Genomic DNA, 21,968 nt, shown 5'->3' on the forward strand with positions numbered 1-21,968 from the left:
GAAAAGAATGTTGGAAGTGTGCTTTTCAGCACACCCCAACATTCAGTATAGACCCAAAAGAAATAACCAGCTGGTATGACGGACAGAGAGAGGAGGGCTTGCCTGACCTCTCTTTTTTGACTCATGGCAACATTATCCTGGTTTCCGGGTCTATATGGTAAAATCCGCAAAACGCAGTCCGGGAAAGGAAGAAAAAGTATTTATTACTACAATCAGGCGCGTCATGATATAATACAGATAACAGCCAGAGAAAATGGCAGGATAATCACATCACCAGAAAGATTTAACTATATTATCACAGACAGAGGACACAGTCATGTTATACCAGATTTCAAACGGGACCGTATCAGTGGGCGGCGAGCTGATTTTATCCCACATTGATTTTGAGATTCGCGGCAATGAAAAGATAGCAGTGGTGGGTAAGAACGGAGCAGGCAAAACCACTCTGTTAAATCTTGTGGCAGGGAAGCTTTCTCTGGACCGGGATGACAGACGCGAAGGGGCGGGGATACGGTGTTCGCGCCGGCTCACCGTTGGGATGCTTTCCCAGCAGGCCTTTAAGGACGGGAACCGGACCGTGGAGGAGGAGCTTCTGGAGGCATGCCCCTGCCGGGATACCTTTGAAAGGGAACGCTTTGAATATGAGCGTGAGTACGACACGCTTTTTACTGGTTTCGGATTTCCGAAGGAGGATAAGAAAAAGCGGATAAGCCAGTTTTCCGGAGGGGAACAGACCAAGATAGCTTTAATCCGCCTGCTTCTTGAAAAGCCGGATATACTGCTTTTGGACGAGCCTACCAACCATCTGGATATGGAGACAGCCGGATGGCTGGAACAGTATATGAAACATTATAAAAACGCGGTGGTAATGGTATCCCATGACCGTTTTTTTCTGGACCAGACCGCGGATGTTGTGTATGAGCTGACAGGAAAAGGACTGAGGCGGTATCCGGGCAATTATACCCATTACAGGGAAGAAAAGCTGAAACAGATTCGGCTTCAGAAGAAGGCATATGAGCGCCAGCAGGAGGAGCTGGCCCGTTTGGAAAATCTGGTGGAACGGTTTAAACACAAACCAAATAAGGCTGCATTTGCCAGGGCAAAGCGGAAGACAATGGAGCATATGGAGCGTGTGGAAAAACCTCAGGAGGATGATGCTCATATCTTTACAGGTGAGATTAATCCTCTGCTGCCCGGCAGCAAGTGGGTGTTCACTTCAGAGCACCTGAAAATCGGATATGAAAAGCCGCTGCTTGAAATCACCATGCGCATACGGCGCGGACAGAAGATTGCGCTACTGGGACCAAACGGAGCGGGTAAGACCACATTTTTAAAGACCATTGCCGGTTTCCTGCCCTCTCTGGAAGGGAGCTATTCCCTTGGAAATCAGACCACCATTGGTTATTTTGACCAGCACAGCGGGGCCATCCAGTCGGAGCAGACCGTGCTGGAGCATTTTACGGCCCAATTCCCTGCACTGACAGAGAAGGAGGCCAGAAGTATCCTTGGCGCATATTTGTTCGGGGGAAGGGACGCTCAGAAGAAGGTCAGTTCTCTGTCCGGCGGAGAAAAGGCAAGGCTGGTGCTGGCTGAGCTTTTACAGAGCCGTCCCAATTTTCTGGTTCTGGACGAGCCAACCAACCATATGGATATCCAGGCAAAGGAAACACTGGAATCCGCGTTCCGGGCCTATAAAGGGACGATTCTGTTTGTGTCCCATGACAGATATTTGATCCGGCAGGTGGCAGATGCGGTAATGATATTTGAAAATCAAACCGTAATGTATTATCCCTTTGGATATGAGCACTATCTGGAGCGCAAGGCCAGGGAGAACCAGGGCGGTTCCATGGCAGCACAGATCAGGGCCGAGGAGCAGGCGCTGATAGCAGGTATGCGCGCCGTGCCCAAAGCGGAACGCCACCGGTTAAGGGAAATACCGGAGGATGAGGCGTACCGGGAATGGAACATGGGCCTGGCCGCCCAACATCTGGAACCTGCCGGGAATGCAGTGGAATATCTGACGGAGCAGGTGAGGGAACTGCGGGCCATGTGGCATGGCTCAGAGGAGTATTGGAACGGAGGTGCCTGGGAGCGGATGAATGAATATGAGGACCGGTGCCTGCGTCTGGAACAGGCCTGGGAGGAATGGCACAGGGCCTGTATGGAATGGCTGGAAAAGGCCCAGGAGATGGAGGTTCTGTAGCCAGGCACAGTGCAGAAACGGAAGTTTTTGCCGGGCAGAAGGGAGGTTTTTCATGCTTTGGACAAAAGTTGAGAAGGAACGGTTGAAAAGGGCATACCATGCCAGGATGTCCCGGGCCATATCCGGACTGGAAGCAATGGATATTTCCGGTCTTTCCCAGGTGTACTGTGCGGTGGCAGCAGAGGACCGGGAGTTGATACGAAGCGGGGGAAGGGCCATAGGGATGGTCATGGAGGGTATGACCATGAGGCAGGTGATACGGCTCAGCGAACATTTCCGGCAGTATACCTCTATGGAATGGGATATTGACTGGAAAAAAGTGGATATAAGGCAGAAGAAAGACTGGTTCCGGTCAGATAGGGATTACTTTTGGATATTGGCCCTGGGCAGCTTCCATCCCAATGGCTATTACCGCCAGGCCTGTCTGGAGGAGATGGCTGGTTATCCTGGCGCGCTCCCCTTTCTTGTGCTCCGCCTCAATGACTGGGTGGGCGAAGTGCGTTTGGCTGCTGCACGGGCAGCAGCCAAACGCCTGGAGACATGTCCCCTGGATGAATTGTTTGCGGCCATGATGGCCCTGGATAAGGTAAAGCGTTCCGGGAGAAAGGACGGCCGGACCGTGGAACATATCGGAACAGTCATGTCAGAACGGCTGGACCAGGAGGCGGGTTCCCTGTCAGTGCCATCCGTTCTGTCCATGGATTATGAGGTGAGAAAGAGCATATACCGCTTCCTGTTCAGCGGCAGAAGGCTGGACCAGGAGACGGCAGAACTATTTCTCAACCAGGAAAAACACAGCTACTGCCAGTCCGTCATATGGACAGGGCTGCTTACATATTACCCGTGCTCCATGGAAATGGCTGACTGTTATTTGCTGCACCGCAGCTCTTTTGTCAGGAGAAAGGCCATGGAGTATAAATATCATGTTCTGAAATGTGCCTGGCCGGGTGTGGAAGATTTGCTGCTGGATGTCAACTGCGGCATACGGGATCTGGCGGCCTACATACTTAAAAAGCACAGCCAATTGGATATCCTGGCATTCTATGAGAAGCATCTGAAGGAGCCTGTCCCGGTGCCGGCTATTTTGGGAATCGGGGAACAGGGAAGGGCGCTGGATGACAGGCATGGATTGGCGGACCTTGTTCTTCCGTATCTGGAGCACGAATCTGAAAAGGTGGTCAGGGGCGCTCTGGAAGCCGTGGGTATGCTGATGGGGGCAGAAGGGGAAGGAATTTACTGGAAGTATCTCTTAGATACCAGGCCCTGTATATCCAAGGCCGCTTATCAGTGCATCCGGAAAAACGGGATACATCCCGGCGCAGCTCTGCTTTACGGGGAGCAGGAAAAATGGAGGAAATCAGACGAGACTGCGGGAAAGTCCCCGGATTCTGTCTGTCACATCAGAAGATACCTGATACTCCTTCTCATACAGGAGAATTCCTGGGACCGCCTGCCCTATCTGATTTTCCTGCTGAAGGATGAGTCTCTGAAGGAATACAGGGATAAATTGCTGGGTGCGCTGCAAATCAGAAGTCCCTATGCAAGGGTGGACAGGAAGCAGGCTGCTTTCATTAAGCAGGTATTGGCGAAGGAGGCTGAGGCGGTGCCTGAGGAGCTGGCAAGGGCCATCGTGTTTGATTTAAAATTTATGGCGTGATGTATTATCATACGGACAGTATGTTTGACAACAAAAGAAGTGAGGAATGATGGACAGATGACGGGCGGAATCATAGAGATAGACGTACACGGAAAAAACACAGAGGAAGCGAAAAAGGCAATCAGTATGCAGATACATTCTGCGGGAAAAAGCATTTACCGGATTCGTGTCATACACGGATATAACGGCGGCACGCGGATTCGGAGCATGCTCCGTGAGGAATACGGTTACGGAAGGGAGCCGGCGGTAAAACGAATTGAGATGGGAGACAATCAGGGAATTACGGAGCTGGTAATCAGGGAGTTTTGATGATAGGAGGAATACGTATAGGGACGGGGGATAAAGGCTGCGGATAAAGGATGCAGACACGGGAGCAGGCACGGAGCAGACATGGGAGCTGGTCTGAATATGGAGATTGCAAGAAGGGGGCCGGTATGGTAGACTACTAATGCAGCCTGCGTACATAACATGACTGGTACTTAAAGGAACTGTATAAAAGAACAGCATAATAGGAACGACATAAATATGAAAGGATATATTTGAATGCAGATTTTATTGATTAAGATAGCGGTGATTGTAGTATTCTGGAGCGGGGGAATGTTTGCGCTTAATAAGATATTCGGGATGATTCTGAAGCGGAAGGAACAGATTCATATTAAATTCCTACGGAGTATGTCCAAGGTCGTGCTGACAATCATAGCCTTTATCTGCATCAGCGGACTTTTTAATACCACTAAGGCGCTGAGCGCTACTTTGCTTACCAGCTCCTCGCTGTTAGTAGCCATCGTGGGTTTTGCTGCCCAGCAGGTTCTGGCGGACGTCATAAGCGGCGTCATGCTCAGCTGGTCCCGTCCCTTTAATCTGGGAGAGAAGGTGAACATAAGCAGTCTGGGCATTTCTGGAATCGTGGAGGATATGACGGTGCGCCATACCGTAATCCGGACCTACCATAACAGCCGCATGATTATTCCCAACAGCGTCATCAATAAGGCAATTGTGGAAAACAGCAACTATAACAATGATTATATAGGCAATTACATGGAAGTCTCCGTCAGCTATGAAAGCAATCTGGAACAGGCAATCGAGGTGATGCGGGAGACCATTGCCTCTTATCCGCTGGTAGTTGACATCCGCCCGGATCCGTCGGAGGGTAATAAGGTCAATGTGGCGGTTAAGGAACTGGGAGATGACGGAATCATCCTTAAATCCACGGTATGGACCAAGAACATTGACGACAATTTTACTGCCTGCAGCGATATACGCCGCCTCATTAAGAAGAATTTTGATGCCGCGGGTATCTCCATACCATACAGGCATGTCCATGTAGTTACCGGAAGCTCAGAGAAAGAATTGGAACAAAATGGAATAACAGAGAAACAATAGAAGAATAAAAAAGCATTAAAGGAGGGTTACTAAGATGAAGGTAGGTATAATTGGAGCCGGGTCAATTGCGGGAACCATGGCAGGGACCATTAGAGAGATGGACTGCGCGCAAAATTACGCGGTGGCTGCCAGGGATTATGGAAGGGCAGCTGAATTTGCGCAAACGTATGGTTTTGAAAAAGCCTATGGATCTTACGAGGAACTGGTGGAGGATGCCGGGGTGGAGCTAGTATACATTGCCACACCTCATTCACACCACTATGAGCACATTAAATTATGCCTGAACCACGGAAAGCATGTTCTGTGTGAAAAGTCCTTTACAGTCAATGAATCCCAGGCCAGGGAAGTGCTTGCGCTGGCCAGAGAAAAAAAGCTGCTTCTGACAGAGGCCATCTGGACCCGGTATATGCCCATGAGGAAAACCCTGGACAGCGTGCTGTCAAGCGGCGTCATAGGACGGCCCTATATGCTCACAGCCAATCTGGGCTATATTATCAGCGGCAAAGAGCGCATCATGCGCCCTGAGCTGGCAGGAGGAGCCCTTTTGGATGTGGGAATCTATCCGCTCAATTTTGCGTCCATGGTGTTCGGGGATGAGGTGGACTCCATTACCGGTACCGCGGTGATGACAGAGACCGGAGTGGATGCTCAGAACAGCATCACCATTACCTATAAGGATGGAAAGATGGCGGCATTGTGCAGCAGTGCAATGGGACTCAGCGACCGCCGGGGCATCATCTACGGTGACAATGGATTTATTGAGGTGGAGAACATCAACAACTGTGAGGGAATCCGGGTCTATGACCGCTCCAGGAACATGATTGCCTCCTACGATACACCTAAGCAGATCAGCGGGTATGAGTACGAGGTGGAGGCGTGCCTGCGGGCGATCAAAGAGGGAGCTTTGGAGTGCCCGGAAATGCCTCATGAGGAAACCCTGCGCATGATGGGGTGGATGGATGAGCTTCGCAGACAGTGGGGGTTGGTTTATCCGATGGAGAGGTAGAAAAATAACAGGAAAAGGTCTGTTTTGGAAAAAATCCAAGCAGGCTTTTTTATTTTTTGCTGTTTTCCGCCGGGATTTATGAAAAATTACGGAAATCATGTTCTAATCCCCCCGCAGTATTGACAAATATTTATATAATAATTATAATAAGTATTATAATAATTAGTTTAATATAAAAAATGCACAAATAAATGAAGGAGGTAGTTATGGGTATTAGCGCAATGGATTTTGAGAGGGTTATGGGAATCGTGAGGGCGTATGAGGGACGCATTGATAAGGATTTTAAGATTCCGCAGAAAGAATATGAGGAGCGGTATCAGAATGTATGGAAGAAGCTGGATGAGAAAAAAATTGATATGGGATTTTTCTTCTGGTACAGAGAGATGCCGGGGGATGGTATTTATCTGACTGGATATAACCCAACCATCGAAAGAGCCAGCGGGGTGATTGCTCCCGGAAAACGTCCTCTTCTTCTGGCCGGACCTGAATCCGGTATCCTTTCAAAAGAATCCGGATTGGGATTGGACACCCGTTTTGTAAACGAATTCAGCATACCCGATGAATATTATGAAGGAGTGGACAGGGATGAGCTGAATGAAGTCATTGCCCGTTACATAGGACACGAAATCAAACGAATCGGTTATATGACAAGTGATGATATCATTCCGGCAAAATTCATGGAATTCCTCCATACGAGTTTTGGAAAAGTGGAAGTGGTGGATGCTTCCGATATCCTGTCTGACCTCCGGTATGAAAAATCAGAGAATGAGTTTAAGTGTATGGAACAGGCAGATATCATTGCCTGCGCAGCAGTAAGAGCCATGCTGGCAGTTGTCAGGCCGGGAATCAGGGAAAGCGAAGTGGCGGCAGTAGGAGACTTTACAGTCAAATCCCTTGGGGGAACCGGATTTGGGTTTGATACAATTGTAAATTCAGGTGACCGGTGCAAAACCGTGATTGGACCAGCCTCAAACAAAGTGATAGAGGAAGGAGAAATCGTGCAGATTGGCTGCAGTCCCAGCTTTGAGGGTTATAAGGGCGTATGCAGAAGGTCTTTTGTTATGGGAAAGAGAAGCGAACTTCAGAAAGCATATTTTGACTGCATGAATGAAGCTTACCGAAGGGCGGAACAGGAAATCTATCATGTTTGCCAGGGGAATCTTCCTTCCAACCGCATTGACCTGGCGGCCAGGAATTATTTTGCCTCACAGGAAATCGGAGGGCATAATATGAAGCAGTTTCATTTTTATAGTACATGTCATGGAACCGGACTGACGGAGTGTTTGGAACCAATGGTCATCACCCCGGACAAGGAAGAACCGTATGGTGAGAACGTAGGTATTATGCTGGATCTTGGATGTTACGGTTATCCAAATACCGAGATTGCCGGAGGCTGTGTTGAGGACGCATATATAAAGCGGGGAAGAACTGCTGTCAAGTGTTCTGATATGCCGGTGGATGTTCAGGAGCTGGTAGGCAGAGGGATGTGATGTGAATGAAAGACAAAATGAAACTGTCTGTCAATAACAGGGAAGGAACGTTAATCATTACAATTGCAGTTATTTTTGTTGCAATGTGTATTCTCAAAGGAGAACTTTTCTATGCCAGAAGCAACATTGAAGCCATATTTTCCAATCTTGCCTATGATTTGCTGCTGGCCTGCGGAATGACCTTTGTCATTATATTGGGCGGGGTGGACCTGTCTGTGGGAGCAGTCCTTGCGCTGTCTGGAATCATCTGTACCTTAATGATTCAAAAAGGTATAAACATAGTGCTTGCAGTAGGCCTGGGCATTCTTTTTGGGGGTGCGATAGGTGCGGTTAATGGTATTCTTGTGTCCAAAGCCAATGTAGCTCCCTTTGTGGCGACTCTTGGAAGTCAGTCTATTTGCCGGGGAGCCTGTTATGTGCTGACCAGCGGTTATTTCGTGGCAGGGTTGACTGACGCCTATACCAATATAGGGAGAGGAAGTCTGCTTGGAGTACCTAATAAGATATTGGTATCAATCACCATTATGCTTTTGCTGGCCCTTTTATCAAGACGTTTCAGACCCCTGCGCAGCATGTTTTACGTGGGAGGCAACAGGCAGGCGGCATTTATTTCAGGTATTCCGTCTGGACTTACGATTATCCTGGGCTACATGATTAGCGGCCTTATGGCAGGAATTGCTGCGATACTGATGACCAGCAGCCTGGGTATGGGCCATGCAGGTTATGGCATTTCCTTTGAGATGAAGGCGATTTCTGCGGCAGTTATAGGCGGCGCTGATATGCATGGCGGGGCGGGAAGCTTTCTGGGAACTGCTCTCGGAGTCATATTAGTGGCCCTGGTAAATAACGTATTTATCATGTTTAACGGTTCGCCTAACTGGTCATCTGCAATAAGCGGCCTTATGCTTCTGGCGGCGGTGGCTTTTGATGCCCTGCGCCGAAGAAGAAAACCGAGATAGGAGAAGGGTATGAGTTATTTACAAGTAAAAAATGTAGTAAAGTCTTTTGGAAATAACAAAGTACTGGAAAATATCTCCATTGATTTTGAAAAAGGGGAGATTCACTCTATTATCGGTGAGAACGGAGCAGGAAAATCGACCCTGATGAAAATAATCGGAGGTATATACCAGGCTGACAGTGGAGAAGTACTCCTGGACGGACGGAACATAACCATGAGGAATCCGGTGGAGGCTTATGCCCATGGAATAGGAATCGTACATCAGGAATTAAGCATTGCAGGGAATATGACTGTGGCCCAGAATGTATTTGTCAATAATGAACCTGTCAACAGGCTGGGGTTTATAGATTGGGACCGTCTCTATAAAAATACAGAGGAAGAGTTCCGGAAAATCGGTGCTAACATCAATCCAAGGGTTCAGGCCGGAACCTTGAGCGTCGGCCTGCAGCAGATGATAGAAATTACGAAGGTATTGTCAAAGGACGTTAACATACTGATTTTGGATGAACCTACCAGCGCTCTTTCTGACAAAGAAATCGAGAACCTGTTCCGTCTGTTATTTGACTTGAGGGAAAAAGGAAAGCTGATTATTTTCATAAGTCACAAATTAAATGAAATTACAAGGATTTCCGATAAGGTATCGGTACTGAGGGACGGGACATGCACAGGGACTCTGACAAGGGAAAACATGGATGTACAGACCATAATCAGGATGATGGTAGGACGCAATATTGATAATCTATATCCTCCGAAAGCAAAGGACAGAAACGGAAAATGTGCTCTCAGGGCAGAGAGTATCAGCAGAAAGGATAAATTTGAACATGTTTCCTTTGATATCCGATATGGTGAAATTGCCGGAATGTTTGGGTTGGTTGGGGCAGGACGGACAGAATGTGCGTTTTCGATTTTCGGGGCGGACAAGATTGATTCGGGAAAGGTGTTTTTTGAGGATAAGGAAGTAAGGTTTTCCAATCCGGCTCAGGCAATCAAAGCGGGCGTGTGTTACCTGTCAGAGGACCGCAAGGCAATCGGACTATTTGTTGACATGACTGTACGGGAAAACACGATTGCAGCCTGTCTTAAATCCATATGCAGTCCTATACAATTCATAAAGGAGGATAAGAGCAGAAGTATAACAAAAACGTATATTGAAGAACTGGAAATACATCCTACACAGTGTATGGAAAACAGATTATCCAATCTGTCAGGGGGTAATCAGCAGAAGGTACTCTTTGCAAAATGGCTTGCTGCCAATCCAAAGCTGCTGATTGTGGATGAACCTACCAGAGGCGTGGATGTGGGCGCTAAGGCAATGATTCATGAAATACTGCGAAGGCTGGCAGACAGCGGGATGGCTGTGTGGATGATTTCTTCTGAACTGCCGGAAATCCTGGGAGTATCGGATAAAGTCATTGTAATGCATGAGGGCAAATGCCAGGCCGTATTGGAGAATGACAATCTGACAGAAGAGATTGTGATGAAGGCGGCGTTCCGGGAGGAGGTGGAAGGAAATGGCTAAAAAAATCAACCTTCATTATATGGTACTGATTTTCCTTATCGTACTTCTTGCGGTTTTCATGGGGTTTCGTTCGCCTTATTTCTTTACAGCAGCCAATCTTTGTGTACTGGTGGATAATTTCATCATGGAGGCAATCATGGCTTTGGGGATGACCCTGGTAATTATATCCGGGGGAATTGATCTGACTGTGGCAGGTGTCCTTCCCTTTTCTTCTATCGTTCTTGCGCTGTTCATGATACGGGGAGTTCCATTTGCGGCAGCTATAATGCTGGTTCTGGCAGCGGCAGCGGGGATTGGTTGCCTGACAAACCTTTTTAGAAAAAAGCTGAATCTGCATCCCATGGTAGTGACAATGGCCATTGCGGCAGTTTTAAAGGGACTGAATCTGACACTTACCGGCGGAAGCGCGATTTCTAATTTTTCAGAAGGATTTTCAGCCTGGAGTACACGCAGGATAGCAGGAATGCCTTTGAGCTGGATTGTGTACATCCTGCTGGCAGCTGTTTTTATTTACTTTTCTAAAAACAAAAAATCATTCCAGCAGATATATTTTGTGGGCGGAAATGAAGAAGCGGCCCGTCTGTCCGGAATAAAGGTGGAAGGGGTATACCGGAATGTATACATCATATCTGCTGTTCTGGCAGCGGCAGCCGGAATCCTGACAGCCATGACCTACAGCAGCGCAAGCTACAGCTATGGCACCAATGCGGACCTGAGAGTAATCACAACAGTGGCAATAGGCGGGACAAGCCTGACCCACGGAGGATATGGATCGGTTACAGGAACCTTGCTGGGGACACTGTTCATGGCCATGATTTACAATGCATTTGTCATGAGCGGGATTTCCACGTATTATCAGGATGTGGTGACGGGAGCGTTTCTGATTGCGGCAGTGCTGATGAGCGAGGGGATGAACATATTAAAAAAGAGGCATTCATAAAAGGAGGAGAATTACATGAAGAAAATAATCGCATTGTGTATGGCTGGAATTATGCTGGCAAGTGTAGCGGGATGCAGCAGCGAAACATCAAAGGCAGCGGCGCCGGCCGGACAGGATTCATCTGCTGCCAGGGAAAATGAACTGTACTCCATGGTGGTCTTTACAAAGGGAGCGGAATATTTCAACTGGTGCTACGCAGGTATGAAGGATGCGGCAAAGCTGCTTGGAAGTCATATAACAGTGGAGCTTCAGGGACCTGCGGAGTGGGATGCGTCGCTGGAAGCAAGGGCAGTGGAACAGGTGACGGCCAAGAAACCAGCAGGAATACTGGTATCCGCGGCAGATGAGACAACCTTGAATTCGGCCATAGGAAAAGCACTAAGTGCCGGAGTTCCTGTGATTGGTTTTGACAGTGATGCTGCTGACAGCGGCAGGCTGTCCTATGTGGGCACAGATAACTATGATTTTGGAGCCAATGCAGCAAAAGCCATGTCTGAGATGATTGGAGGAGAGGGACAGGTCGCCATATGTCTGGTTCCGGGCTCCATTGCCCAGGAAGAGAGGGCAGCAGGTTTTAAGGAATGGCTGGCTGAGAATGCGCCGGGGGTTCAGGTTGTATCCGAATTAAACGATGAGGGAGACGTTGCAAAGTCGGAAACCGTATGCGCGGCTCTGTTTCAGGCCAACCCTCAGATTAAGGGAATATTCAGTACCCATGGATATGGGGCGCCAGGAGCGGCAGCGGCAGCTAGAACATTGAATATTTTAGAAAATATTGTTATAATTGGAAGTGATTACAGTTCAGCGGTCATTGAACTGCTGCAGGCTGGGGATATTGAAGGGACAATCGTGGATGACCCATATCTGATTGGGTATGAGGCGATGATGCTGGCATATGCAGCGGCACATCCCACAGAAATCCCATCAGCAAATCCGCCATTTGGACATGTTCCTCCTATCATCTACGGAGGCAGCTCATTGCTGACAGGTGAGATGTTAAAGGACGAGGCCGTATTGGCAAAATATCAGAATCCTCCAGCAGTAAATTAAGAGGATAGATGGAGAAAACGATGGAATCTTTGGACGTAATGGATATTAAACAGCACAATGTTAAGAGTATTGTGAATGTGCTGAGGTTTTCAGCAGGGGAGAGCGGTCTTACAAAGCGTGATATAGCTGACAGAACAGCATTGAGCTTTGCCACGGTTTCCAATCTGTGCAATGAGTTATTGGAGAGGGGAATTGTTGAAATCGTTAAAAAAAACTCCATGTCGGTAGGAAGGACTCCATCCACGGTTAATCTGGCATATAACAGGTTCTGTACGGTGTGTCTGAACCTGCAGATGAAAGGTGTGCTGGGAATTGCGGTGCTGAATATCAGAAATGAGATTGTGTTCCATCAAAAATATGATATATCTGGTTTGGACGCCCCTGAGGAGGTTATTGACTACGCCAGGAAAAGATTTGATGAGATTGCAAGGGAAAACTCCAATCACGTGTACATCGGTGTGGGGGTGGCTGTTTCAGGAATCTTTGATTTGGCTACTCAGACACTTGTAAACTGTGCGGTAAAGATGTATGAGGGCGTACCTCTCAAAGCCATTGTAGAGAAAGCCTTCCAGCTTCCGGGCTATGTTGATAATGAGGCCAATCTCTGTGCCTTAAGCCTTAAGCATACCATTGCGGAGTGCAGAAATCTTGTCTACCTCCATATCTCTGAGGGAGTGGGCGTCGGAATTATATGCGAAGGTTCCCTGTTAAGGGGGCATCACGGGTATGGCGGTGAGGTGGCCCATACGCCGCTGGGAAATCCCCGTAAATACTGTTCTGAATGCGGGGCGTATGGATGTATTGAGAATGAACTTGCCATTCCTGATATCGTGGCAGAATATTGGGGAGAGGAACAGGAGGATGTCCTGGGGGCCTGGAATCAGCTGGTTGCAGACGCAAAGAAAGAGGATGAAAAAGCCGTTCATCTGATTCACGAGACCGCCGGATATTTGGGCAGATTGATTTCTGTTCTGATTACCATGATGGACCCTGAATACATTTACATAGGTGGAGAAATTACGGATATCTATGAGGAGTTGTTTGCCAATATGAACCAGATAGTGCAGGAGCGCTGCTTCCTGTATGGCAACAGGAGGGTTAAGCTGGTAAAGGATGGACACAGTGAGCTGACCATACATTCAGGAATCAATGAATCCATTTATGCCCAGTGGAAGCCGTAATACAATATCTGATAATGATAACAATAACAATGCAAAACGCAGGAACCGTTAAAACGGAACCTGCGTTTTCTTGCATTTATTTCCTGCAAGGATTATTGTTACATCTTCATTTTAAGCTTCTCTTCCTCAATGGTAACCCTGGACTCATCCAGCGTAGTTCCCATGACCTTTATGAGCACGTCCTGCTCCATGGTGGGAGCGTAGTAGAAGCCCTGCTGATACTCGCACTGATAGTTGTTCAGTGCGTTCAGCTGGTTCTCTGTCTCCACACCCTCAGCGATGATATGGATACCCAGTTCCCTGGCAATCTGAATCAGTCCGCCTGCAATGGAGGCTGATTTTGGATTGGTCTCCAGCTGCCATACAAACATGCGCTCCAGCTTTACTGTATTGATGGGAAGGTCCAGGATACTGCTGACAGGAGCGCATCCGGAACCGAAGTTGTTGAGTACCAGCTCCACACCCATGTCGGAGAGCTCCTGCATGGTGATGTTTACGTTCAGATATACATTGGACAGGGCGCTGTCATCCACCTCCAGGGCCAGCTTGCCCTTGGGTATCTGGTAGGTCTCAAGGACCTTTGTGACCTGATCCAGAAAATCCTCCTGTACAAGAAGCACCGGGGAAACAGGGATACAGATGGAGTCAAATTCCCTTCCCGTATTCATCAGTTCGCTGATGCATCTGCCGGCATGGTCCAGGGCGTAGTAGCCAATGGCCCTGATCTGGCCTGAATCCTCGGCTATGGGCATAAACTCAGCTGCACCCACCAGCCCGATGCCCTGAATGAATATTCTCATATAGGAATCAGCCCTTGTAAAGCGGCCTTCCTTCAGGTTATAGGTGGGACGGTAGCGGACCTCCAGCTCATTCTTTTCCAGGGCTGTCTGAAGGTACATGGCAACGGCCTGGCGGCGGACGAACTGGGTATGCATGTTGCTGTCATATACTGCCATCTGGTTGGGTCCGCAGTCAGAGGCAGCAGACACGGCCAGGTCCAGGCGCTTAAGCAGCTCATCTGTGCTGGTGGCATGACCGGGGTAGGAGCAGAGACCTATCTGTGCGGAACACAGACAGTCCACGCCGCGGATTTTCCAAACGTTTCCGAAGCGTTCCAGAATCTCATCAGCCAGGTCGCAGGCCTTCCCTTCTGAAAGCTGTTCCAATATAATGATGAATTCCACACCTATGTAACGGTAGATATTGCCCTCAGCCACTTCCTTCAGATAGCTTTTTATCTGGGAAAGAAGCTCCTCACAGTAATCATATCCGAACGTCTTATTCAGACTCTTAAAATTCTCCAGATAGAGTTTTAGAACCACTCCCTTGGACGAAGGGGCGCCCAGTACGGACTCCAGCCTGTTCATGCAGGCTGCGCGGCCCTCGCTGGCAGCATCCGGTTCCGTGGGGGTAAGGACAGGTGGTGTAGGCGGAAGCTCTGCTGTCCCTTTTTCTTTTTTATGCTGAAACAAACCCATGATTGTTTCCTCCTTTGTCATATGCAGACAGCAGTTGTCTGCATTCGCATTTCTTTTATTATAATATAAAAGCCAGAAAATCTCAATTTTTATTTATGAAATGTTAGACGAAATGGAAAAATAATAAATAATTTTGTTTAACAACTGTTTGTGAAAGATGCCTATGACAGTAACCCGGCATAAATCAGGAAGAACTGTTAAATACGGTTCATAGGCCGGACTGCCGTATACTGTATTCGTTATGTTTAAAGTAGTATATCGAAACAGAGGAGTGTACAATTGACATTTGCTGAAAGGGATGATAGTATTTTGGTATACCATAAATTATTAAAAATAACTATATTATACAATAATATAAAATAAATATAGTGCATATTTTAAAAAATAACCGAGAAAAAACGATAAAAATTCAAAATAAATGGTATACCAAAAGAAACACATAAAAATAAAGGAGGCAGCTATGAAAGAAAAGCTTCAACAATTCATCACGCTTACGGTGAACCGCAGGGAATATGAGATACCCGTGGGAAACAACAGGGGGGATATGCCCCAGTCTGAAACCCTGGCCCACACACTGAGGGACCGGCTTCATCTTATGGGCCTGAAACTGGGATGCGGGCAGGGGGCCTGCGGCTGCTGTACGGTAATCATGGATGGCCGTGCGGTTACTTCCTGCATGGTGCTTACCATGGACTGTGACGGAAGCAGCATCACCACCATTGAAGGGCTGGCGGACCCGGAGACAGGGGGCTTAACCGGGCTGCAGCAGGCTTTTGTGGACAATTGCGGATTCCAGTGCGGATTCTGCACATCGGGCATTATTATGACAGCCAGGGCCCTGTTAGATGAGAAGCCCTGCCCCACTGAGGAGGAGGTCCGGGATGCGCTGGCCGGCAATTACTGCCGCTGCGGGACCCATTACACGGCAGTGGAGAGCATCATGGCTTATGTGGAGAAAAGGAGGAGTGAAGAATGAACCAGGATTACAAGGTAGTTGGCAGGGAAATCAAGCGTATCATAGCAGATGACATTGTCACCGGGAAGGCTGTGTTTACGGATGACCTGCGGGTGACAGGAATGGTTTACGGCAAGGTGCTCAGAAGCCCTTACCCCCATGCGCGTATTACCAGGATTGATGTGGACAGGGCAAAGGCCTGTGACGGGGTCCATGCTGTGGTTACATACAAGGACATACCGGACAACATCTATATTACAAACCAAATGACTCCGGCGCCCCACTACCGGCCGTTGAATGAAACAGTCCGGTTTGTGGGGGACCCGGTGGCCCTGGTGGTGGCGGACACAGAGGACATTGCATTGGATGCCATGGAACTGATTGAAGTGGAGTATGAGGAACTGCCTCCGGTATTCACCATTGATGAAGCGCTGGCGCCGGACGCGCCCCAGCTCTATGATGTGTTTCCGGGCAATATAGCGCCCCCTATCTTTCCGGGACTGGATGACCTTGATTTTAAGGTGGGTGATCCGGAAGCAGGATTTGCCCGGGCGGATATCATTGTGGAAATGGACGGGGAGATTAAAAGCGGCCAGAACGCCATGCCGGCGGAAGCCCCTGTGTGTATTGCACAGTGGAATGATGATATGCTGACCATCTACGGATCCATCGCGGCACCGTCCAACTGCCAGACTTATGTGGCTGCGTCCCTGGACATTCCCTATGAGAGGGTGCGCATCGTGGCTCCCTGTGTGGGGGGAAGCTTTGGTTCCAAGCTGTTTGTGGGCAATGTGGTTCCGCCGGTGCTGACCGCCATCATGGCAAAGGCATCCGGACGGCCTGTGATGTTTTCTTATACAAAAGAAGAACATTTTGCATGCCACCAGACGCGCATGTGCACCAAATCCCATGTCAGGCTTGGGGTGAACCGGGAAGGACTGGCAACCGCCATTGAGATGACCCAGTATGCGGATGCAGGCGTCTGTGCCTCCACCCAGGAAAACATGCTATCTGTGGGCACGGCCAGTCTGCCCCTTCTGTGCAAGACGGATAACAAGCGGTACAAGGGTACTGTGGTAGTGACCAACAAGGTTCCCTCCGGATCCTTTAGGGGATACGGATACATGGAATCCTCTGCCCTGGTAAACCGGGCAATCATGAGGGCGTGCATCGGCCTGGGGCTTGACCCGGTGGTGTATTATGAGAAGAATGTGCTGCGTCACGGAGAGCGGTATTACAATGCATTGAACCAGAAGGAACCGTGGCAGTATAATGCGTCCCCTGACTGGAAGGACACCATCCATGCTGCGGCAGAGGGATTCAGATGGAAGGACCGTTTCAAGGGATGGGGCATTCCCAGCAGAGCTGACGGAAGCAGGCGGTACGGCGTGGGCATGGGACTGTCAGGACACTCGGATATCGGCGGCATGGCCTCCAATACCAATGTGACCATGACCAGCGCAGGGGGAGTCATGATTCAGACCGTTATGACGGAATTCGGCAGCGGGGTCCGGGACGTATACCGCAAGATCGTGGCAGAGGAACTTTGCATACCGGTGGACCGGGTGCGGGTAAGTATTTCGGACACCAGCGCAGCACCTCTGGATTTTGGAAGCATTGCCTCCAGAAGCACCTACTCCGGCGGCATCTCCGCCCAGAGGGCAGCCAGGGATTTAAAGAAAAACCTGTTCCAACTGGCAGAGGAACGGCTGGGAATACCGGCATCCGACTGGGACTTTAAGGACGGTATGCTTAAGCGCCTGTCAAATCCGGAGGAGGTACACGACCTTCATGAAATTCTCATATATCCGGACAGCTTAAGCGGAACCGGACACTGGCCCGGCATCGACAATGCCACCATCATGCATGTACAGTTCGTTGAGGTGGCAGTGGATACAGAGACAGGGCTGATAGAGATAACCGACCATTTTGGAGGATCGGACGCAGGGACCATCATGAACCCAAGGGCTGCCTATAACCAGATGACCTCCTTCTTCGCTGGGCTGGACGTGGCCATCCGGGAGGAGACGGTCTGGGATAAATGGGACAATAAGGTGCTCAACCCCAACCTGATTGAGTACAAGGCCAGAACCTTCAACGAGGCGCCGCCTCATGACCATGTGTGCCTGGAGTCCACAAAGGGGCGGGAAAGTGACTTCCCCTTTGGGGCAATGGGAATCGGGGAACCCATCATATCGCCGTCCGGGCCGGCCATCACCATGGCTGTCTATAATGCCTGCGGCATTGAACTGGAGGAATACCCATACCTGCCTGCAAAAGTACTTGCAGCGTTAAAGGAAAAGGAGGACAGGGCATAATGAAAAATTTTGAATATATAAAACCGTCAACCGTTACCCTTGCCAGTGAGCTGTTAAAGGGGGAGCATACGGCTGCCTGCGCCGGCGGGACAGACCTGATTGACCTTATGAGAAACCGAATTCTGCCGGAATACCCAAAACGGGTGGTCAGCCTTAAGGGAATAGAAGGCCTGGACTATATACGGGAGGAGCATGGCAGCCTGCTCATAGGGGCAATGACCACACTGAATACCATTGCACGTTCAGCCCTTGTAAAGGAGAAGAATCCCATGATTGCCCAGGCAGCCGAAAGCGTGGCATCCCCCAACCTGAGAAACACCGCAACCATAGGCGGCAACCTGTGTCAGGATGTGCGGTGCTGGTACTACCGGTATCCGGACAGCCTGGGCGGACGGGTGAATTGTGCCAGAAAAGAGGGACATCTCTGCTCCGCCATGATGGGGGAGAACCGGTACCATTCCATCTTTGGGGCAGCCAAGGTGTGCATGACTCCGTGCACACAGGGGTGTCCGGCCCATACGGACATCTCCGCCTATATGGAAAAGCTGAGGGAAGGAGATGTGGACGAGGCGGCCCGCATCATCCTGAGAGCCAATCCCATGCCGGCCATCACCAGCCGGGTATGCGCCCATTTCTGTCAGGAAAAATGCAACAGGGAGCAGTACGATGAGCGTGTCAATGTAGGCGCGGTGGAGCGCTATGTGGGGGATTATATTCTGGAACACCATGAGCGGTTCATGAAGGCGCCAAAACAGGAAAATGGAAAGAGGGCCGCCATTGTCGGATCCGGTCCCGCCGGACTGGCAGCAGCCTATTATCTGAGAGAGAGCGGTTATGGGGTCACTGTGTACGAGCGCATGAAGGAGGCCGGCGGATGTCTGGCCTATGCCATCCCGGCCTACCGCCTGCCAAAGGAAATCGTGCAGAAGTTTGTATCCGTTCTGGAAGGCATGGGAGTCCATTTTGTGTTTAACACAAAGGTGGGAGAGGATATTGAGCTGGAGACCATACGCAGTGAAAATGACAGTGTGCTGCTGGATACCGGTGCATGGAAGCGTCCGTTAATTGGAATTTCAGGTGAGGAGCTGACACGGTTCGGCCTGGATTTCCTGGTGGAGGTAAACAGCTATATCCATGAGCGGCCCGGTTCAGAGGTTGTGGTGGTAGGCGGAGGCAATGTGGCTGTGGACGTGGCTGTCACGGCAAAGCGCCTGGGTGTGCCAAAGGTCACCATGATCTGCCTGGAATCCAGGGAACAGATGCCAGCAGGCAGGGAGGAGATAGAACGGGTCCTGGAGGAGGGGATTGAGATTAAGAACGGCTGGGGCCCCATGGAAATCCTTAAGGAATCCGTATCGCCGGAGGAGGACAGGATAACAGGCGTCCGGTTTAAGGCGTGTGTCTCCACACTGGACGGGGAAGGACGCTTTGCACCTGTCTATGATGAAGCCAGACAGATGGAAGAAAAGGCGGATGTGGTGTTTATGGCAGTGGGACAGCGATCTGACCTGAGCTTCCTGGACAGTGTATGCAGGGTTGAGACGGACCGGGGAAGAATAAAGGCCAGTGAGGACCACAGCACCAACCAGGAGGGAATATTTGCCGCCGGCGATGTGACCACAGGACCGGCCACGGTTGTAAGGGCACTGGCCGGCGGCCGTGAGGCGGCTGTCATGATGAACCGCCATATGGAGGGAGCGCCACTTTCTGTTGAGACAGGTGAATGCCGCCAGGGGCTGGCGGGTTTCCTTCCGGAGTGCGGGAACATCAGCTGCTCCAATGAGCCGGACCTGCTGCCGGCCGGAGAGCGTGGGGTGAACCGGGAAGACCGTAAGGGATACTCGTACAACATGTTGAACAGCGAGGCGGGACGGTGCATGAACTGCGGCTGTCTGGCCGTGAATCCCAGCGACATGGCAACCGCGCTTCTGGCATCGGATGCAGTTATCCGCACAAACCTGCGGACTCTGGGGGCGCAGGAGCTTCTGACCTCCCATACACGTATTTCCGACACCCTGCTTAAGGGGGAGCTTATCCTGGAGATACAGATTCCATGGGACGCAGCAGGCACCATATCAGGATACGAGAAATTCAGGCTGCGCAAATCCATTGATTTCGCAGTGGTGGCCCTGGCATACAGGTATGTGCTGGATGACGGTGTGATTACAGATGCCAGGATGACGCTGGGCGCTGTTGCACCTGTTCCCATGAGAAGGAAAAAGGCGGAAGCGTATCTGATTGGAAGGAAACCTTCCGGGGAGACGGCACTGGGTGCCGCTAAGCTGGCACTGGAGGGGGCGCTTCCCCTTTCAGGCAACGCTTACAAGATTGATGTTGCCGAAACACTGGTACGGCGTTCACTGGACTGGAGCGGGAAGGATGAATAAAGAATACATAACAGAAACAGCCCTTAAGGGTGAGTACAGGGGAAAGCCCCAAACATGCATGGGGACAGGGGCCTGCCAGGACCCCTCCTGCAGGGATGTGCTGACCTACTATTTCTCAGCGGACAGAGAGCTTATAACCTCCATCTCCTACACAATCACGGAGACATCCTGTTTTCCGTCCAAGGCGTGTGCCGAGACAGCCGCAGCCCTGGTCAGGGGAAGACCTGTACTGGAAGCCTACACCATAGACAGCAGTGTCATTGCAACGGCTCTTGGAGGGCTGGAACCGGAATACATGCACTGCGCCATGATGGCGGAACTGGCCCTTAAGCGCGCAGTACTGGATTATGCAGGTAAACGAAAGGAAGGGCAGCCTGTCAAAGCTGCCCCTCCGATGTAAGCTTTTGGATTAAATAGCGTTTTAAATGACTGTAATGAGCCTTCATCTGAAGCTCTGCCTCTGCCTGGTCGTTATCCTCTATGGCCTTCATGATCAGAAGATGTTCTTCCACAAATACGCGGTTCATTTTCATGGACGACGAGGTGATGTAGCGGAAGCGGTGGAATGGATCCACGGTGGAGCAGATGATGTCGGCCAGCCTGGCATTGCCGCAGTAATCCGTATAGTACTGATGGAAATTGACATCATTTTCAATGAGCATACCCGTGTTTTCCATGCGCACCGCGTCCCGCATGTTATCGGCAAAGGTGCGGAGCATGGCAACCTGATCCCTGGTGGCCTGTTTCATGAAGGACAGGAGAACAGCCGGATCAAGAAGGGCACGGATTTCATATATTTCCTCAATGTCCCTGCGTCCGATGACAGATACATAGATGCCCTTGCCGGGGACAAAGGTGGCAAGGCCCGTGTGGCACAGGTCCATAAGGGCGGCGCGTATGGGGGTGCGGCTCATGTCGAGGGAATCGCTGAGGGTGCGTTCCACCAGAAGGGAACCGGGCTTGTATTCGCCGGATATGATGCGGTCCTTAATCCGGACATAAGCCTCGTCCTTTTTGCTCAGAGCCTGTGCGGCCTGTGTGTTGTCTTCCATGGTGAAGCCTCCTTTAACCTGATTCGTCATCTGATATAGGAATTATAGGCAATGATTTGGGAAAATGCAAGAACTGTTACCTTTTATGAACGATTTCTGCCGTGAAAAGCAGAAGGAAATGAGGTGGAAATGAAGATAAACCGTTATGCAGGCGCATTTCTGACAGGAGGCGCTATCTGCTTTTTATGCCATTTCCTGACAATGGCATACCGTATGGCCGGCGTACCGGAACTGTTTGCTGTCAGTGTAACCGTATTCACACTGGCGGCCGTTGGTTCTGTCACAACCATAACAGGCCATTACCAAAAGCTTACTGATTTTGGGGGGATGGGAGCCATGATATGATCTCTCGGAATCTTGAGTGATCATGCCAGCAAAACTCTGGCATTGA

The 21,968-nt window shown here is 50.0% G+C and carries 18 protein-coding genes; 16 read left to right on the top strand and 2 right to left on the bottom strand.

Features of this window, described 5'->3' with window-relative positions; genetic code table 11:
- Positions 1-316 precede the first annotated feature (316 nt).
- From LI015_RS26640 to LI015_RS26690, 11 genes are all read left to right on the top strand, one after another.
- Positions 317-2,203 (top strand): ABC-F family ATP-binding cassette domain-containing protein, encoded by a 1,887-nt coding sequence (locus tag LI015_RS26640; RefSeq protein ID WP_002564439.1) that lies wholly within the window; start codon positions 317-319, stop codon positions 2,201-2,203.
- 52 nt (positions 2,204-2,255) lie between these two features.
- Positions 2,256-3,860 (top strand): hypothetical protein, encoded by a 1,605-nt coding sequence (locus tag LI015_RS26645; RefSeq protein ID WP_227126675.1) that lies wholly within the window; start codon positions 2,256-2,258, stop codon positions 3,858-3,860.
- Positions 3,861-3,884: 24 nt separating this feature from the next.
- Positions 3,885-4,169: a Smr/MutS family protein gene (locus tag LI015_RS26650; RefSeq protein ID WP_227126676.1), complete on the top strand. Its 285-nt coding sequence runs from the start codon at positions 3,885-3,887 to the stop codon at positions 4,167-4,169.
- Positions 4,170-4,403: 234 nt separating this feature from the next.
- Positions 4,404-5,243 carry a mechanosensitive ion channel family protein gene (locus LI015_RS26655; RefSeq protein ID WP_227126677.1) on the top strand — a complete coding sequence of 280 codons (840 nt, stop codon included), beginning with the start codon at positions 4,404-4,406 and terminating at the stop codon, positions 5,241-5,243.
- A 34-nt stretch (positions 5,244-5,277) separates the two neighbouring features.
- A complete protein-coding gene (locus LI015_RS26660; protein WP_002564435.1) occupies positions 5,278-6,249 on the top strand; it encodes a Gfo/Idh/MocA family protein in 972 nt (323 codons plus the stop codon).
- Positions 6,250-6,455: 206 nt separating this feature from the next.
- A complete protein-coding gene (locus LI015_RS26665) occupies positions 6,456-7,739 on the top strand; it encodes a M24 family metallopeptidase (RefSeq protein ID WP_227126678.1) in 1,284 nt (427 codons plus the stop codon).
- A 5-nt stretch (positions 7,740-7,744) separates the two neighbouring features.
- Positions 7,745-8,698, top strand: coding sequence for an ABC transporter permease (locus tag LI015_RS26670; protein ID WP_002591918.1), 954 nt, complete (start codon positions 7,745-7,747; stop codon positions 8,696-8,698).
- Between the two features lie 9 nt (positions 8,699-8,707).
- The gene (locus LI015_RS26675; RefSeq protein ID WP_002573258.1) at positions 8,708-10,216 is read left to right on the top strand and encodes a sugar ABC transporter ATP-binding protein; all 1,509 of its coding nucleotides are present in this window, start codon (positions 8,708-8,710) and stop codon (positions 10,214-10,216) included.
- A complete protein-coding gene (locus LI015_RS26680) occupies positions 10,209-11,156 on the top strand; it encodes an ABC transporter permease (RefSeq protein ID WP_227126679.1) in 948 nt (315 codons plus the stop codon). Before LI015_RS26675 ends, LI015_RS26680 begins: the two co-directional genes overlap by 8 nt.
- A gap of 15 nt (positions 11,157-11,171) precedes the next feature.
- A complete protein-coding gene (locus LI015_RS26685; RefSeq protein WP_002573256.1) occupies positions 11,172-12,206 on the top strand; it encodes a substrate-binding domain-containing protein in 1,035 nt (344 codons plus the stop codon).
- 8 nt (positions 12,207-12,214) lie between these two features.
- On the top strand, positions 12,215-13,387 hold the full coding sequence (locus tag LI015_RS26690; RefSeq protein WP_227126680.1) for an ROK family transcriptional regulator: 1,173 nt from the start codon (positions 12,215-12,217) through the stop codon (positions 13,385-13,387).
- Between the two features lie 98 nt (positions 13,388-13,485).
- Here LI015_RS26690 and LI015_RS26695 read toward each other — a convergent pair whose 3' ends face one another.
- Positions 13,486-14,865: a bifunctional diguanylate cyclase/phosphodiesterase gene (locus LI015_RS26695; protein WP_118018941.1), complete on the bottom strand. Its 1,380-nt coding sequence runs from the start codon at positions 14,863-14,865 to the stop codon at positions 13,486-13,488.
- Positions 14,866-15,325: 460 nt separating this feature from the next.
- Here LI015_RS26695 and LI015_RS26700 point away from each other — a divergent pair, with 460 nt between their 5' ends.
- The 4 genes from LI015_RS26700 to LI015_RS26715 are packed head-to-tail and all read left to right on the top strand — an operon-like array spanning position 15,326 to position 20,925.
- Positions 15,326-15,841 carry a (2Fe-2S)-binding protein gene (locus tag LI015_RS26700; protein WP_227126681.1) on the top strand — a complete coding sequence of 172 codons (516 nt, stop codon included), beginning with the start codon at positions 15,326-15,328 and terminating at the stop codon, positions 15,839-15,841.
- A complete protein-coding gene (locus LI015_RS26705) occupies positions 15,838-18,138 on the top strand; it encodes a xanthine dehydrogenase family protein molybdopterin-binding subunit (protein ID WP_002564432.1) in 2,301 nt (766 codons plus the stop codon). The genes LI015_RS26700 and LI015_RS26705 overlap by 4 nt, the downstream gene beginning before the upstream one ends.
- Positions 18,138-20,525: an FAD-dependent oxidoreductase gene (locus tag LI015_RS26710; RefSeq protein ID WP_227126682.1), complete on the top strand. Its 2,388-nt coding sequence runs from the start codon at positions 18,138-18,140 to the stop codon at positions 20,523-20,525. Before LI015_RS26705 ends, LI015_RS26710 begins: the two co-directional genes overlap by 1 nt.
- The gene (locus LI015_RS26715; protein WP_227126683.1) at positions 20,518-20,925 is read left to right on the top strand and encodes an iron-sulfur cluster assembly scaffold protein; all 408 of its coding nucleotides are present in this window, start codon (positions 20,518-20,520) and stop codon (positions 20,923-20,925) included. Before LI015_RS26710 ends, LI015_RS26715 begins: the two co-directional genes overlap by 8 nt.
- On the opposite strand, the gene LI015_RS26720 is transcribed toward LI015_RS26715, so the two are convergent.
- Positions 20,903-21,577, bottom strand: coding sequence for a GntR family transcriptional regulator (locus LI015_RS26720; protein ID WP_227126684.1), 675 nt, complete (start codon positions 21,575-21,577; stop codon positions 20,903-20,905). The two genes, LI015_RS26715 and LI015_RS26720, sit on opposite strands and share 23 nt — an antisense overlap.
- Before the next feature lie 129 nt (positions 21,578-21,706).
- Here LI015_RS26720 and LI015_RS26725 point away from each other — a divergent pair, with 129 nt between their 5' ends.
- Positions 21,707-21,922, top strand: coding sequence for a SpoVA/SpoVAEb family sporulation membrane protein (locus LI015_RS26725; RefSeq protein ID WP_227126685.1), 216 nt, complete (start codon positions 21,707-21,709; stop codon positions 21,920-21,922).
- Positions 21,923-21,968 lie beyond the last annotated feature (46 nt).

It is taken from the genome of Enterocloster sp. 210928-DFI.2.20 (genome assembly GCF_020554465.1).
Taxonomy (GTDB): Bacteria; Bacillota; Clostridia; order Lachnospirales; family Lachnospiraceae; genus Enterocloster; species Enterocloster bolteae.

Coding starts and splice junctions, on each gene's coding strand:
- LI015_RS26640 (WP_002564439.1), top strand. CDS start 317: ATGTTATACCAGATTTCAAACGGGACCGTATCAGTGGGCGGCGAGCTG.
- LI015_RS26645 (WP_227126675.1), top strand. CDS start 2,256: ATGCTTTGGACAAAAGTTGAGAAGGAACGGTTGAAAAGGGCATACCAT.
- LI015_RS26655 (WP_227126677.1), top strand. CDS start 4,404: ATGCAGATTTTATTGATTAAGATAGCGGTGATTGTAGTATTCTGGAGC.
- LI015_RS26660 (WP_002564435.1), top strand. CDS start 5,278: ATGAAGGTAGGTATAATTGGAGCCGGGTCAATTGCGGGAACCATGGCA.
- LI015_RS26665 (WP_227126678.1), top strand. CDS start 6,456: ATGGGTATTAGCGCAATGGATTTTGAGAGGGTTATGGGAATCGTGAGG.
- LI015_RS26670 (WP_002591918.1), top strand. CDS start 7,745: ATGAAAGACAAAATGAAACTGTCTGTCAATAACAGGGAAGGAACGTTA.
- LI015_RS26675 (WP_002573258.1), top strand. CDS start 8,708: ATGAGTTATTTACAAGTAAAAAATGTAGTAAAGTCTTTTGGAAATAAC.
- LI015_RS26680 (WP_227126679.1), top strand. CDS start 10,209: ATGGCTAAAAAAATCAACCTTCATTATATGGTACTGATTTTCCTTATC.
- LI015_RS26685 (WP_002573256.1), top strand. CDS start 11,172: ATGAAGAAAATAATCGCATTGTGTATGGCTGGAATTATGCTGGCAAGT.
- LI015_RS26690 (WP_227126680.1), top strand. CDS start 12,215: ATGGAGAAAACGATGGAATCTTTGGACGTAATGGATATTAAACAGCAC.
- LI015_RS26695 (WP_118018941.1), bottom strand. CDS start 14,865: ATGGGTTTGTTTCAGCATAAAAAAGAAAAAGGGACAGCAGAGCTTCCG.
- LI015_RS26700 (WP_227126681.1), top strand. CDS start 15,326: ATGAAAGAAAAGCTTCAACAATTCATCACGCTTACGGTGAACCGCAGG.
- LI015_RS26705 (WP_002564432.1), top strand. CDS start 15,838: ATGAACCAGGATTACAAGGTAGTTGGCAGGGAAATCAAGCGTATCATA.
- LI015_RS26710 (WP_227126682.1), top strand. CDS start 18,138: ATGAAAAATTTTGAATATATAAAACCGTCAACCGTTACCCTTGCCAGT.
- LI015_RS26715 (WP_227126683.1), top strand. CDS start 20,518: ATGAATAAAGAATACATAACAGAAACAGCCCTTAAGGGTGAGTACAGG.
- LI015_RS26720 (WP_227126684.1), bottom strand. CDS start 21,577: ATGGAAGACAACACACAGGCCGCACAGGCTCTGAGCAAAAAGGACGAG.
- LI015_RS26725 (WP_227126685.1), top strand. CDS start 21,707: ATGAAGATAAACCGTTATGCAGGCGCATTTCTGACAGGAGGCGCTATC.